Below are 13,305 nucleotides of genomic sequence, written 5' to 3'. Positions count from 1 at the left end.
CTCCTGCCTTTCGAAACCTGTTTCGAATGTTCTTACATCATCGGCCACTACGATACCCCTCAGACGAGGGGCGAAACATAGACAAATCAGCGCTTACGAAAATGTGGGGAGGTTTTTGCGCTTACGGTATTTCTTTGCCCAAAATTCTCGATCTCAACAAAATCAATGACTTACAGGTCGTAGGTTCAAATCGGGGGTCGCACCCCGCAACCCAAACGCCGAACTCAACCGATACCGCTACCGCTACCGCCCCATGACGCAGTCCAATGCCGCAGATGCCTCAGCCATGTCATGCTCGACCGCCGAGCGCAGGATTTCGTCGCGTCCCGCGCCGCATATGGTCAAGAATCGGCGACGTGGCGGCGTCTTGCGGTGAATCCGGCTGCCCAATCCGCGAGCGCGGTTCACTCTGCGTTGGCCTTCGAGCGATAGGCGGTGTCTGCCCAAACACTGATCGATATGTTGCTGGCGGTGACGGGCTCGCGCAGCACCGCGCGGTCGTAGCGCGCGGCACTGGTGACTTTCCAACTCCGGACGAGGCCGAAGGCTTGAGCGATCGCAACGTCCGTCTTGGAGCCGAACACCGCGATGGCAAGTCCAGCCCCCGGGATCGCATGGCCGCCCCATCTTCACTGTCCAACGCGCTGTCCGTCTGCGCCACCTCTGCCGACATGTGGGCTGGCGGGGCGGAGCCATCAGACTGGCATCGACAATCTGCCCGCCCATCGCCAACTAGCCGCTGCCCTTGAACGGCCCGTCGAATTCCTCGAACAGCTTCTCGATCGCAAGGGCGCGGGTGAGTTGTCCACGGAACAGCGGATCCTGTTCGTCCGGTGTGCGGTCGCCAGGACCCAAGCCCAGAAAAATGCAGCTAGCTCGGCAATTCCATTCGCTCGTCGCTGACGTTGTTCTGGGCGGCAGGATCATCACCATGATCATGACCGCCGGGTCATGGGGCGGACGGCCACCCTTCGACCCATCGAAATAGCCCCACTCCGCGGCCAGCACCTACCGAAACACCTCGAAGTCGATGATCTTTGCCAAGCCCTTCAGCGGATCACCCCCCTCGGATAGCGCTGCAGATGCCCACCGATCCTGAAAAGCCCCGATACATTCTTACGTCCCCCAACGAGTGGATCACGATACTTCATCAGCGCCAGAGGGACATGAAGGGGCTACAGTCCCGAGGGATGAGCGATCACATTATCATAGACACGCGCTATGATAGCCGGTTGCACTGGTCTATACCTTTCAAAATGCAGACACGGCTCGTTGAATATTTTCTGGCTCTCGAGCGCGAGGGTCATTTCGCGCGTGCAGCGGCATCATGCAACGTCTCACAACCCAGTTTGTCAGCTGGTATTGCTTCGCTTGAAGAACAGCTTGGCAAGAGGCTGATCCGCCGGAACCGAAAATTTGCCGGCCTGACCCGGGAAGGCGAGGCGATCCTTCCCTGGGCGCGGCAACTTGTGGCTACTGCCGAGGCTATGGAGCAGGCTGCGGAGACCGCGCGCGGTCCGCTGAAAGGGGAGCTGCGGCTGGGCTGCATCCCTGCGGCCATGCCTGTGATCGGCAGCTTGGCCGAAGTGATGCTCAGGCGCCATCCAGGGCTTAACATTTACGTGCGCGCGCTGACCTCCCGACAAATCGAGCGCGACCTGGCAGCGTTCGAACTGGATGCAGGCATCACTTATCTCGACTTTGAGCCTCCGGCGCATGCGCTTTCCGTGTCACTTTATTCGGAACGCACTATGCTTGTCGGTGCGGTTGGAGGCGTCCCGGTTCCGGAACCGCTTCAATGGGCGGATATTGCGCAACTCCCCCTTTGTCTGCTGCACCAAGGCATGCAGAACCGCCGTATCCTGGATTCGCGGCTAGCGGAACGCGGACTTGCGCTTCAGCCTCGCGTTACCGCTGACAGCTATATCGCGCTACTTGGCCTTGTGCAGCATGGCCGCCTTTGCTCCATCATCCCGGATAGTCACGCGGCTCTGTTGAAAGGTCTGGAGTGGGCCAAAACTTACCCGCTGCCCGATATGGCGGAAGGGAGCAGGGTGGGCGTCATCGTTGCTGATTGCGCGCCGCTCGGTCGGCTGGCGCAGGCTGTATTGGCTGTGGCCAGGGAGCTTCGATTGCCTTCGGAATTCCCGCGTGCATAATAGGCTTATCCTATCACTCATAGATCTGATCGATTTGACCCAGCCTCTTTAACTTCGCACCATGGCGAGAACGAACAGGCCGCAGGGGCAGAGTAGAATGGACGAATTCATCAATGGCTGGGTGATGCGCCATGGCACATCGCGCGACAAACTATTGCCCTTGCTGCACGCCCTTCAGGAGGAAGCGGGCCATATCGATGATATCCGGGTCCCAGCAATCGCAAAGGCGTTAAACCTCAGCCGCGCGGATGTGCATGGGGTCATCACCTTTTATCATGACTTTCGCCGGTCCGCGCCAGGACGCCATGTGGTGAAGCTGTGCCGGGCTGAAAGCTGTCAGGCGCGCGGCGGAGCTGCGGTGGAACGACGGGCGTCGCAGCTGTTGGGCGTGGCGATGGGTACGACGCGCGCTGATGGACAAGTCAGCCTGGAACCGGTCTATTGCCTGGGCCTGTGCGCCATCGGCCCCAACGCGCTGGTCGATGGACGACCGGTCGCACGGGTCGACGACGCCGCGCTGGAGCGGATCGCGGCGGAAGTGGCAGCATGAACCGCGTCTACATAAGCCGTGACATGGCGTCGGTTGCGCTTGGCGCTGACGAGGTGGCGCGCGCATTCGCTGAGGCAGGGTGCGAGGTAGTGCGCACCGGATCGCGCGGGCTGTTCAGCATCGAACCGCTGGTCGAGGTGGAGACGGAGGCGGGCCGGATCGGTTTCGGACCCGTGGGACCCGACGACGTTGCGTCCTTGCTGGGCGGCAGCCATGCCAACTGGCTGGGCAGGGTGGAGGCGCTGCCTTTCTTTGCGACGCAACAGCGTTTCACGTTCGCCCGTTGCGGGGTCATCGATCCGCTGAGCCTGTCCGATTATGCGGCGCAGGGGGGATGGAAAGGGCTGGATGCGGCGCGTGCGCAGGCGCCTCAACCGGTCGTTGACGCCGTCAAGGCTTCGGGTTTGCGCGGTCGAGGCGGCGCAGGTTTTCCAACAGGCATCAAATGGCAGACAGTCCTGGATGCACCGTCCGCGACCAAGTTCATTGTCTGCAACGCGGATGAGGGTGACAGCGGCACCTTTGCCGACCGGATGCTGATGGAAGGCGACCCTTATTGCCTGATCGAAGGCATGGCGATCGCCGCCCATGCGGTGGGGGCCGCGCACGGCTATATCTACATCCGCTCTGAATATCCTTTCGCCCTTAGAACGATGCGATCAGCGATCGATGCCTGCGCCCATTTGATATCGCCCTTCACCCTGGAGGTGCGCGAGGGTGCGGGTGCTTATGTCTGCGGCGAGGAGACGGCGCTGCTTGATAGCATCGAAGGTAAGCGCGGACAGGTGCGCGCGAAGCCGCCGCTCCCCGCGCTGCATGGATTATTTGGCCAGCCGACCGTGATCAACAATGTCCTGTCCTTGGCTGCCGTGCCTTTCATCCTTGCGGAAGGGGCGGAGGCTTATGCCGCAGTCGGCTTTGGCCGGTCACGCGGCACCATGCCGGTGCAGCTGGCCGGCAATGTGAAGCATGGCGGCCTTTACGAGATCGGCTTTGGCATCACGCTTGGCGAACTCGTGAACGACATAGGCGGTGGCACGGCAAGCGGGCGACCGGTGCGCGCGGTCCAGGTTGGCGGGCCGCTCGGCGCCTATTTCCCACCCAGCATGTTTCACCTGCCCTTCGATTATGAAGCCTTCGCAGCTGCGGGCGGGCTGATCGGTCATGCGGGCATCACGGTTTTCGACGACAGCGTCGACATGGCTCATATGGCGCGCTTCGCCATGGAGTTCTGCGCGGTCGAGAGCTGTGGCAAATGCACGCCCTGCCGCATCGGATCGACGCGTGGGGTAGAGATCATGGATCGGATCATCGCACGAAGAGAGCAGGGGGTGGCGCAGGCTGCTCCGGCGATACCGGATGGCCTGGCGAAGGCGCTCTATTCCCGGTCTCCTGCTTCAATGCAGCGCAAGGCGGATCAGGAGATTGACCTGCTGCGTGACCTTGCCGACACGATGAAATATGGTTCGCTCTGTGCGCTGGGGGGCTTTACGCCTTACCCTGTCCTCAGCGCCCTTGATTATTTCCCTGAGGATTTCGGTGCGCCTGCACCGGCAAAGGAGGCTGCGGAATGACCTTCACCCGCGAAGCCGATCACGGCACCCCGCCTGCCATCGTAACCGGCAAGTCCGTGACGCTTATGATCGACGGGCAAAGCGTCAGCATGCCCGAAGGCACCAGCATCATGCGTGCCGCCTCGCTGAAGGGTTGCTCTATTCCCAGGCTTTGCGCCACCGACAGCGTCGAAAGCTTCGGCTCATGCCGCCTCTGCCTGGTCGAGGTCGAAGGACGCGCGGGCTATCCTGCTTCATGCACCACCCCGGTCGCCGATGGCATGGTCGTACGCACCCAGACCGACCGCCTCAAGCAGCTGCGCCGGGGCGTGATGGAGCTTTATATCTCCGATCATCCGCTCGACTGCCTGACCTGCGCCGCCAATGGCGATTGCGAATTGCAGGATCAGGCAGGCGCAGTGGGCCTGCGCGATGTGCGCTATGGTTATGACGGCGCGACCAACATGGGTCAGCCCAAGGATCGGTCAAACCCCTATTTCGACTTCGATCCCAGCAAATGCATTGTCTGCTCCCGCTGCGTGCGCGCCTGCGAGGAAGTGCAGGGCACCTTCGCCCTCACCATCGAGAATATGGGCTTTGAGTCCAAGGTGTCCCCTTCGCAGGGCGAAGATTTCCTTGGCTCCGAATGCGTATCCTGCGGCGCCTGTGTGCAGGCATGCCCCACCGCCTCTCTCATTGAAAAAAAGGTCGTTGAGGCCGGCACGCCTGATCGCGCGGTCGTTACCACCTGCGCCTATTGCGGCGTCGGCTGCACCTTCCGTGCGGAAATGCGGGGCGACGAACTGGTGCGCATGGTGCCGTGGAAAGACGGCAAGGCCAATCGCGGCCATAGCTGCGTCAAAGGCCGCTTTGCCTGGGGCTATGCCCAGCATCAAGACCGTATCCTCAGCCCCATGATCCGCGCGTCGGTGGACGATCCCTGGCGCGAGGTATCGTGGGAAGAGGCAATCACGCATACCGCCAGTGAATTCCGCCGTATCCAGGCAAAATATGGCAGGCTCAGCATCGGTGGCATCACGTCCAGCCGCTGCACCAATGAAGAGACGTTCCTGGTGCAAAAACTGATCCGCCAAGGCTTCGGCAACAATAATGTGGATACGTGCGCGCGCGTCTGCCACTCGCCGACCGGCTATGGCCTCAGCCAGACCTTCGGCACCTCGGCGGGAACGCAGGATTTCGACAGCGTGATGAAGGCCGATGTGATCCTGGTCATCGGCGCCAATCCCACCGATGGGCATCCCGTGTTCGCAAGCCGCATGAAGAAGCGGCTGCGGCAGGGCGCGAAACTGATCGTCATCGACCCGCGCCGTACCGACCTTGTCAAATCGCCCCATGTCGAGGCGGAACATCATCTGCCGTTGCGTCCCGGCACCAATGTGGCGATGCTGACGGCGCTCGCCCATGTCGTGGTGACCGAGAAGCTCTACGACGAACCCTTCATCCGCGCGCGCTGCGACTGGGCGGAGTTTCAGGACTGGGCGGACTTCGTGTCCGAGCCGGGCCGCTCGCCTGAAGCGATCGAGCCGCTGACTGGCGTGTCCGCGCAGGAGGTGCGCGCGGCTGCGCGGCTCTACGCGACGGGCGGCAATGCCGCCATCTACTATGGCTTGGGCGTCACAGAACACAGCCAGGGCAGCTCGACCGTGATGGCGATCGCCAACCTTGCCATGGCGACGGGCAATGTCGGACGCGAGGGCGTTGGCGTGAACCCGCTCCGGGGCCAGAATAATGTCCAGGGCGCCTGCGACATGGGCAGCTTCCCCCATGAATTTTCCGGCTATCGCCATGTGTCCGACGATGCCACGCGCAAGCTGTTCGAGCAGAGATGGGGCGTGGCGCTGGACAAGGAGCCGGGGCTGCGCATCCCTAATATGCTGGACGCTGCGACGGACGGCATCTTCAAGGGCATCTTCATTCAGGGCGAAGACATCCTCCAATCAGACCCGAACACCCATCATGTCGCGGCGGGGCTTGCGGCGATGGAGTGCGTGGTCGTGCAGGACCTGTTCCTCAACGAGACTGCCAATTACGCGCATGTCTTCCTTCCAGGCTCGACCTTCCTGGAAAAGGACGGCACCTTCACCAATGCCGAGCGGCGTATCCAGATGGTGCGCAAGGTGATGGCGCCGCTGAACGGCTATGCCGATTGGGAGATTGTGCAATTGGTCGCCAATGCCATGGGGCTGAACTGGACCTACGATCACCCATCGCAGATCATGGATGAGATCGCGGCGCTCACCCCGACCTTCGCGGGTGTCCATTATGACCGGCTGGAAGCGGAAGGCTCGCTGCAATGGCCGGCCAATGACGCCGCGCCGGACGGCACCCCGACAATGCATATCGACGGCTTCGTGCGCGGCAAGGGCAAGTTCGTGGTCACTGATTATGTGCCGACGGACGAGAAGACCGGCCCACGATTCCCACTGCTGCTGACGACAGGGCGCATCCTCAGCCACTATAATGTCGGCGCCCAGACGCGGCGGACCAGCAATACGGCGTGGCATCCCGAAGACAGGCTGGAAATCCATCCCAGTGACGCGGAAAACCGGGGCCTTAAGGACGGCGACTGGGTGACGCTGCGCAGCCGGGCAGGGGAGACGACGCTGCGCGCGCTCATCACTGAGAGGGTCGCGCCGGGCGTGGTCTATACGACCTTCCACCATCCCGAAACGCAGGCAAATGTCATCACCACCGATTATTCGGACTGGGCCACCAATTGCCCGGAATATAAGGTGACAGCGGTGCAGGTGAGCCTTTCCAACGGTCCGAGCGACTGGCAGCAGGATTATGCGCGGCAGGCCCGCATCAGTCGGCGTATCGTCTCGGTGGAAACGGCGGAATAGGATGGCGGCGTGAGCGACGAACCCAATATCATGTCTACCTCCGACCGGCTCGTCTATATGGCGGAGCAGATCGCCCGCAACATGGTGAGCATGGGTGAGGACCGTGCCGCTAGGGCAGTGGCGGAACATCTCACCAGCTTTTGGGACCCGCGGATGAAGGAACATATCCTCGCCATCGCACGCGATGAGCCCCATCGGTTGTCGCCCACCGTCGCAGCCGCCATTGCCCACCTGGCCCAATCAGGAAAAGCGGTGCAGCCCGACGCGGCGCAGTTCAATTCAGTCGATGAGGTGGGTCATTGCGATGCTGGCTAAGCACCCTGTGACAATGGATCTCGTCACTGACGAAACACGCGCGCTCGCTCAACTCTCGTTTGAGCGCCTGACACCCGATAGCAGATCTAGCACGGTCGATCGCGCGCTTGCAGAAGAGGTGCCGATCGCCATCGAGTTCAACGGTATCGGCTATGCCGTGCTCATGGCTACGCCGACCGATATTGCCGACCTGGTGCTTGGCTTTGCCCTTGCCGAGCGTCTTATCGGCCCTGAGGACGCGCCGTTCGACGTTGATGCCCACAGAACAGCTCAGGGAATAGTCGCGCGGGCGACATTGCCTCAGACACGCACTGCAGCCTTGCTGGAGCGCGTTCGCCATCGCACGTCTGATTCCTCCTGTGGCATTTGCGGCATAGAGACGTTGGAACAGGCGATCCGGCCACTGCCCCCGGTAACGGCGCGGTCGGCGGCCAATCGAACCGCCATCTTTAACGCGCTGGATAGGCTTGCGGATTATCAGCCGCTCAACGCAGCGACAGCCGCTGCCCATGCCGCAGCATGGGTCAGAGCCGATGGAGAGATTCAGCTCGTGCGCGAAGATGTCGGCAGACATAATGCGTTCGACAAGCTGGTTGGGGCGATGCGCCGCACGGATGCGGACTGGGACGGGGGGTTTGCGCTACTTTCGTCGCGCTGCTCCTATGAACTGGTGGAAAAGGCCGTACTGTCGAACTGCCCTCTGCTGGTGACGATCTCAGCACCGACACGCCTCGCGGTCGAGCGGGCCGAAGGAGCAGGACTGCCATTGATCGTGCTGGCGCGACGGGATGCGATGCTCGCTCGTGATTTGAAGAGCGACCCTCGATGATTTGCAAAGATCAGCGACCGTCCTTTTTATTCGAGTAAATGATTTGCATCGCCACAACCGAATACGCGAAGCGGCAGTTTGCGACTATTAGCATAGGTCGTGCTGTTGAGATTTATCGACTATATACCCAGCTTACATATCATTCGGAGCAAAGGAGGTTGGATGCCTCGTATCCTATATGTCGATGATGAAGCCGATCTTCGTGAAATCGCCCAGATGTCGCTAGAACTCGATCCTGAATTTGAGGTGCGCGTTTGTCCGTCTGGCACCGATGCCCTTGCCGAGGTCGAACATTGGCATCCTGACCTTATCCTTCTGGACGTGATGATGCCAGGACTGGACGGGAAGGGCGTACTCGCGAAACTGCGTGAAAACCCGAAAACCGCCTCTATTCCGGTCGTGTTCATTACGGCGCGCAAGCGGGATTCCGATGTTGCGGCCCTTCAGGAACTGGGCGCGAAGGCTGTGCTCGGAAAGCCGTTCGATCCCATGCGACTTGCGGAGCAGGTTCGGGAGTTCTTGCATTGAACGACCTTGACGATCGCCTCGCGGCGTTGCGGCAATGTTTCATAGATCAGGCCGCCACGCAGGCGACGCAGCTGCGTGCTGCAGCTATCGGCAAAGATCGACCAGCCTTGCGACAGCTAAGCCATAGCTTGTCGGGGCGTGCCGGCATGTTCGGCTTTACCCATCTGGGTGAGGCCGCTCAGGCATTGGAGGAAGCCATCGATGCCGCCGCGACGGATTACCTGTCGCTCGCCGAACAACTGATCCAGCTACTGGACCAAACCGCCAACGGAAAATGACGCGGCTTCGCGGCCCCGCCGCAAGGCCACGCTCAGTCGATCGCGGGAAGCCAGATGTGAAAGGTCGCTCCGACCTCTACGCTCCTGTCCAACTCTATCGAGCCACCATGAGCATCTACAATGCCTTTGCAGATGGCCAGGCCGAGTCCCGCCCCGGAATGCCCTTGTTGATGTGATCCGTCCTCCTGCGAAAAGCGTTTGAACAGCCGCGGCAGAAATTCGGCGGATATGCCCGGCCCCTGGTCGGAGATGCTGATACGTGCCCGATCCTCCTCCCGCGCCAGGGTCACGCGGACCTCTGTATCGGGCGGAGAGAATTTGCAGGCGTTCGAGATCAGATTGGTGAAGACCTGCATGATCCGTTTTGAATCTACGCAAGCAAGCAGCGGCTGGTCCATCAGGTCCGATGACAAGGTCACGCTGAAGCGATCAGCATAAGGCTGGTTTTGTTCGACAGCGTCCGTGACGAGGTCGCGAAGATCCGTTTCCTCACATTGAAGCGCCAACTTGTTGGACTGCAACTTGTCCATTTCAAGCAGGTCATTGACCAGTCCGATCAGCCGATCCGCATTGCGGCGTCCGATCGCCACCAATTGAGATGCCTTGGCGGGCAGATCGCCCGCCGCACCCGACGCCATCAGTCCCAGCGCGCCTGCAATTGCGGTGAGCGGTGTGCGCAGTTCATGGCTTACCGTGGAAACCAGTTCATCCTTCAGCCGCACCATTTCCCGCTGGGCCGTGACGTCACGTGCCGTCATGATGAAGCGATTGCCTGAAATGGATTTGCGCCAGACATCCAGCACGGTGCCGTTGCAACGCTGCAATTCCAATGTGCCGCTGTCCGTTGATTGTATGGACTGAACGAACGCTTTGACAATCATTGCCGGATCCCCCGGCCCCAGCTCCCCGCGTTCTGCCGTCAACCTCATGAGCGCGGCCGCATCGCCGCCTTCTGTCAGAAGATCTTCCGAATAGTCGAAAAGTTCGGCGAACGACTGGTTCCACAGGATCAGGCGCAACTGCTCATCGACCAGGGCAACGCCTTCAGTCACATTTTCCACGGTCAACTTCAGCAGTTCGTGTTGCAGCGCCAGCTTGCGACGCTCCTCCTTCGCGGCAAAGCGTTCGACGCGCAGTTCGATCAGGTCGACAGTGGTCCGAGCCAGTTCGGCCAGCTGCCGACGGCCGTCCTCGTCCAATTCTCGCGGTTCGCGGTCGATCAGGCATAATGTCCCGACCGCCTGCCCATTGCCCACGCGCAGCGGCACTCCCGCGTAAAAGCGGATATGGGTGTCCCCCGTGACCAGCGGATTGTTATGGAAACGCGGATCCTTGGTAGCATCCGGCACTACCATGATCTCATCTTTCAGGATCGCGAAGGAACAGAAGGCGACGTCACGTGACGTGCCCATGATGTCGAGTCCGCAAGCACCGCGGAAGCATTGCATGTCGGCGCCGATGATCGAGATCAGCGCGATCGGTACGGAAAACAGGTCCGCGGCCAATTGGGTGATGCGGTCAAATGGCGGCTCTCTACCCACGCCGGCAAGCTTGTAATGCTCAAGCGCTTCCAGCCGGAGCGCCTCATCAAAGGGCAAGGGAGCTGGCTTATAAGATGAGTGCGCAGACATGTGCTTCTCCCCATGCTCTCAACCACCCTGTGGGGTGACATATGGCAGCTAACAAGATCAAAAATAACATCTTCTTCGAAAATTGCGCCCAATGATGACGCAATGCCGCTCTATTGCGAAACCGGCCTCAGGTCGCCCACCGCGATGGTTGCTGTAGCGCCCTTTGGAATGACCAGGTCAAAGCTGGTCTGGTCGTCATCGCTCATAATGATTTTCCATTGCCCCGGCGCCAGTCCCGTCGCGCCGAAACGGCCGGCGGCATTGGTGAAGAGCGCTATCGCCTCGCGATCGGGGTCCGCCACTTCCACCGCACGGCCCGCGATCAGGGCGATCGGCTCTCCGCCCGATCCAAGCAGCCGTCCGACGACGCTCACCATATAATCGGAACCGACCGTCAGGCGGTATCCGCCGCGATAGGGCGGCAGTAACCGGACCGAGCCTTCGCCCAGATTGACGCCAAGAGGGGTATCGGGCGCCGTCAGCAGGACGTTGCGTTCGCTGTAGCTGCTGAGGCTGGGTTGCACGGCTGTCCCCAGTTTTCCCGTATTTGCGGTCGAGCTATCGCCGTTTTCATCCACGATGATATCGGTCCCGCGCAGCGTGGGGTGGGCGCGCACAATCGCAAACGCGTCCTGAATGGGTCGCCCGATCGACAAGGAACCATCCGCCATCGCCAACGCGGTGCCAAAGCGCAGGGATGTGCGCTGCCCGGTCGATCCGCCCAGATCGCGCTCAAATGTCCCAAAATGACTGAATCCCAGCTCGGCGCGATTGGCGTAGTAGACGCTGTTGACCGTTGCGCCGGCGCCGATGTCGCTCCGCTCGATATCTGCGCTCAGATTATAAGCGCCCGTGCCTGACCCATGATAGCTCTGATAGGTCAGCCGCGTCCGATCGTTCCGGCTGTCATAATCCGACCGCAGGCTGGATGATCGGTCGAGCCGGTAGGTCAGCGAGAGAAAGGCGCCGATCCGGTTGGCGCGTCCCGCCCGTTCATAGCTGAGGTCGGCGGTGAAGCTGAGGTCAGGCGTGATCCGCCAGCCCCCCGTCGCGCGAATGCTGCCCACGTTCGGCTCCCCGTTTCGGCCACGGGAATAGCGCGCGTCCAACCCTCCATAGACAGCGTCGCTGATCGCGCTGTTATAGCTTGCACCGGCAATGTAGCTGTAGGGATTGAACGGGGAAGGCGTCCCGATGGGCGCGAAATTACGGCTGCGCGCTTCGAAGGAAAGCGACAGCGCGTCGGCACGGTCGCTGCTCCGGCTGATGGTGCGCTGAAACGTCACGACCGATGCCCAGCCCGATCCAACCCCGTCCACGTGAGAGGCGGAAGCAAAGCCACCGAAGGTGCCGATCGATGTCGCCACGACCGACTCCAGACCACCCATCCAGCCTTGCCCGTCGGCCTGCGCATTGGCCCCCAGCGTCAGACGGTCACTGACCCCGCGTCGGTAAAAGCCGCTGAAGGCCAAGTCGTCGCTGTAGATTGGCCCACGCCTTCCCAGCGGTGAGAGAACCCCGGCATAAAGGCCAAATTCGCTCAGTCCTTTGGCAAGTTGCGCCTGATCCAGGAAGATATTGAAATCCACCGTTTCCCGGCGTCCGGCATCGTCGATGATCGTAAGTTGCACATCGTTCGCGCCTTGGGTGAACGGGAAATCTCGCAGGTCGAACGTGCCGGGTTCCAGTTCCAGCCGCCGAACCAGTTGATCGTTGATCCGCACTTCGACAATCGACCGGCGTTCGAGTTGAAAGCTGCGGCTGCCGCGCGGACGTATGATCGTTTGCGGATCAAGCAGCGAATAGAAGCGTGAAACCGACAGCCCGGCTATTTCAGGAGCAGACTGAAAACCGCGCGCCAATGTCTGCAAATCGCCACCAGCCCAGCGCACCAGATTATGGCGGTCATCATAAACCAGCCGCGTCCCCCGCCGCTGAAAGTCGGGACCGGCTACCCCGGCCTGCCAGTTCGCCTCGCTTTCCAGCACCACGCCGCCCGCGCGGACTGCACCGTCCAGGAAAGTGACGGGCGCGGCAATCCCTTGATCAGGACCCTGTTGTACCCAATCCAGCGATCCGCGGATGTTGAGATAGGCGCTGACGTCGGCGGGGCTGGCGTAGCTAACCGCCCCCCGCGTGTCACCGCCAAGGTCAACCGTTCGTGCGGCCCGGCTGGGCGCGGCAATCTCCAGCACCAGTTGAAGAGCTTGCGGATCGTAGAGGATCGTGACCCCCACACTCTGCAGGGCGGTGCGGTTGAGCTGTCCTTGTTCGGAAAGCCGGTTGCGCAATCGCATCAACAGCGGCGCTGCAATGCGTGGTTGAAGCAGCGCGAGCAGGCGCTCGGCTGAAAAGCGCGCCTGTCCGTTTGTGTCCAGGGTGACGGTCGCATCGCCAAGATAGGATTGCCCATCCATCACCGGAGCGGTGAGTATGACCGGCTTGCCAGTCGGATTGATCCCGATGCTGTTCGCCTGCGGATCGATAACAACCTCTGCGGGTCCAGCAGCGGCCGTTTGCGCGACGGACGGGACCGGCAGGACACATATGGTCAGCAGCAGCGCCCCTGCAATCGCATTCTGCTTCATCGTGAAAGTG

General features: G+C 61.1%; 12 protein-coding genes. 8 read left to right on the top strand and 4 right to left on the bottom strand.

All coding sequences use genetic code 11. The features are described 5' to 3' along the window. Positions 1-404 precede the first annotated feature (404 nt). Together ACI3KQ_RS09850 and ACI3KQ_RS09845 are read right to left on the bottom strand one after the other, a co-directional pair. Positions 405-584 carry a hypothetical protein gene (locus ACI3KQ_RS09850; protein WP_404957128.1) on the bottom strand — a complete coding sequence of 60 codons (180 nt, stop codon included), beginning with the start codon at positions 582-584 and terminating at the stop codon, positions 405-407. Positions 585-732: 148 nt separating this feature from the next. Beyond that, positions 733-1,008 carry a hypothetical protein gene (locus tag ACI3KQ_RS09845; RefSeq protein WP_404957126.1) on the bottom strand — a complete coding sequence of 92 codons (276 nt, stop codon included), beginning with the start codon at positions 1,006-1,008 and terminating at the stop codon, positions 733-735. Positions 1,009-1,256: 248 nt separating this feature from the next. Here ACI3KQ_RS09845 and ACI3KQ_RS09840 point away from each other — a divergent pair, with 248 nt between their 5' ends. The 8 genes from ACI3KQ_RS09840 (at position 1,257) to ACI3KQ_RS09805 (ending at position 9,076) form a co-directional block, all read left to right on the top strand. Then, a complete protein-coding gene (locus tag ACI3KQ_RS09840) occupies positions 1,257-2,159 on the top strand; it encodes a LysR family transcriptional regulator (RefSeq protein ID WP_404957131.1) in 903 nt (300 codons plus the stop codon). Positions 2,160-2,256: 97 nt separating this feature from the next. After that, positions 2,257-2,709 (top strand): NAD(P)H-dependent oxidoreductase subunit E, encoded by a 453-nt coding sequence (locus ACI3KQ_RS09835; RefSeq protein WP_404957124.1) that lies wholly within the window; start codon positions 2,257-2,259, stop codon positions 2,707-2,709. Further along, entirely contained in the window at positions 2,706-4,283 is a 1,578-nt protein-coding gene (locus tag ACI3KQ_RS09830) for a formate dehydrogenase beta subunit (RefSeq protein WP_404957122.1), read from the top strand. The genes ACI3KQ_RS09835 and ACI3KQ_RS09830 overlap by 4 nt, the downstream gene beginning before the upstream one ends. Continuing rightward, positions 4,280-7,126: a formate dehydrogenase subunit alpha gene (fdhF, locus tag ACI3KQ_RS09825; protein ID WP_404957120.1), complete on the top strand. Its 2,847-nt coding sequence runs from the start codon at positions 4,280-4,282 to the stop codon at positions 7,124-7,126. Before ACI3KQ_RS09830 ends, fdhF begins: the two co-directional genes overlap by 4 nt. A 9-nt stretch (positions 7,127-7,135) precedes the next feature. After that, the gene (locus ACI3KQ_RS09820; RefSeq protein ID WP_404957118.1) at positions 7,136-7,441 is read left to right on the top strand and encodes a formate dehydrogenase subunit delta; all 306 of its coding nucleotides are present in this window, start codon (positions 7,136-7,138) and stop codon (positions 7,439-7,441) included. Between the two features lie 13 nt (positions 7,442-7,454). After that, positions 7,455-8,270 (top strand): formate dehydrogenase accessory sulfurtransferase FdhD, encoded by an 816-nt coding sequence (fdhD, locus tag ACI3KQ_RS09815; protein ID WP_404957129.1) that lies wholly within the window; start codon positions 7,455-7,457, stop codon positions 8,268-8,270. A gap of 162 nt (positions 8,271-8,432) precedes the next feature. Further along, positions 8,433-8,798 carry a response regulator gene (locus ACI3KQ_RS09810; RefSeq protein WP_404957116.1) on the top strand — a complete coding sequence of 122 codons (366 nt, stop codon included), beginning with the start codon at positions 8,433-8,435 and terminating at the stop codon, positions 8,796-8,798. Beyond that, a complete protein-coding gene (locus ACI3KQ_RS09805; RefSeq protein ID WP_404957114.1) occupies positions 8,795-9,076 on the top strand; it encodes an Hpt domain-containing protein in 282 nt (93 codons plus the stop codon). The genes ACI3KQ_RS09810 and ACI3KQ_RS09805 overlap by 4 nt, the downstream gene beginning before the upstream one ends. A 32-nt stretch (positions 9,077-9,108) precedes the next feature. Here ACI3KQ_RS09805 and ACI3KQ_RS09800 read toward each other — a convergent pair whose 3' ends face one another. After that, positions 9,109-10,674, bottom strand: a complete 1,566-nt coding sequence (locus ACI3KQ_RS09800; protein WP_404957112.1) for an ATP-binding protein — start codon at positions 10,672-10,674, stop codon at positions 9,109-9,111. A 143-nt stretch (positions 10,675-10,817) separates the two neighbouring features. Continuing rightward, the gene (locus ACI3KQ_RS09795; protein WP_404957110.1) at positions 10,818-13,295 is read right to left on the bottom strand and encodes a fimbrial biogenesis outer membrane usher protein; all 2,478 of its coding nucleotides are present in this window, start codon (positions 13,293-13,295) and stop codon (positions 10,818-10,820) included. Positions 13,296-13,305: the final 10 nt, after the last annotated feature.

The organism is Sphingobium sp. ZW T5_29, from assembly GCF_044987515.1.
GTDB lineage: Bacteria > Pseudomonadota > Alphaproteobacteria > Sphingomonadales > Sphingomonadaceae > Sphingobium.
The sequence above is the reverse complement of the archived record's forward strand: the minus strand, read 5'-3'. Positions and strand labels throughout refer to the sequence as shown.

Coding starts and splice junctions, on each gene's coding strand:
- ACI3KQ_RS09835 (WP_404957124.1), top strand. CDS start 2,257: ATGGACGAATTCATCAATGGCTGGGTGATGCGCCATGGCACATCGCGC.
- ACI3KQ_RS09830 (WP_404957122.1), top strand. CDS start 2,706: ATGAACCGCGTCTACATAAGCCGTGACATGGCGTCGGTTGCGCTTGGC.
- ACI3KQ_RS09795 (WP_404957110.1), bottom strand. CDS start 13,295: ATGAAGCAGAATGCGATTGCAGGGGCGCTGCTGCTGACCATATGTGTC.
- fdhF (WP_404957120.1), top strand. CDS start 4,280: ATGACCTTCACCCGCGAAGCCGATCACGGCACCCCGCCTGCCATCGTA.
- ACI3KQ_RS09840 (WP_404957131.1), top strand. CDS start 1,257: ATGCAGACACGGCTCGTTGAATATTTTCTGGCTCTCGAGCGCGAGGGT.
- ACI3KQ_RS09810 (WP_404957116.1), top strand. CDS start 8,433: ATGCCTCGTATCCTATATGTCGATGATGAAGCCGATCTTCGTGAAATC.
- fdhD (WP_404957129.1), top strand. CDS start 7,455: ATGGATCTCGTCACTGACGAAACACGCGCGCTCGCTCAACTCTCGTTT.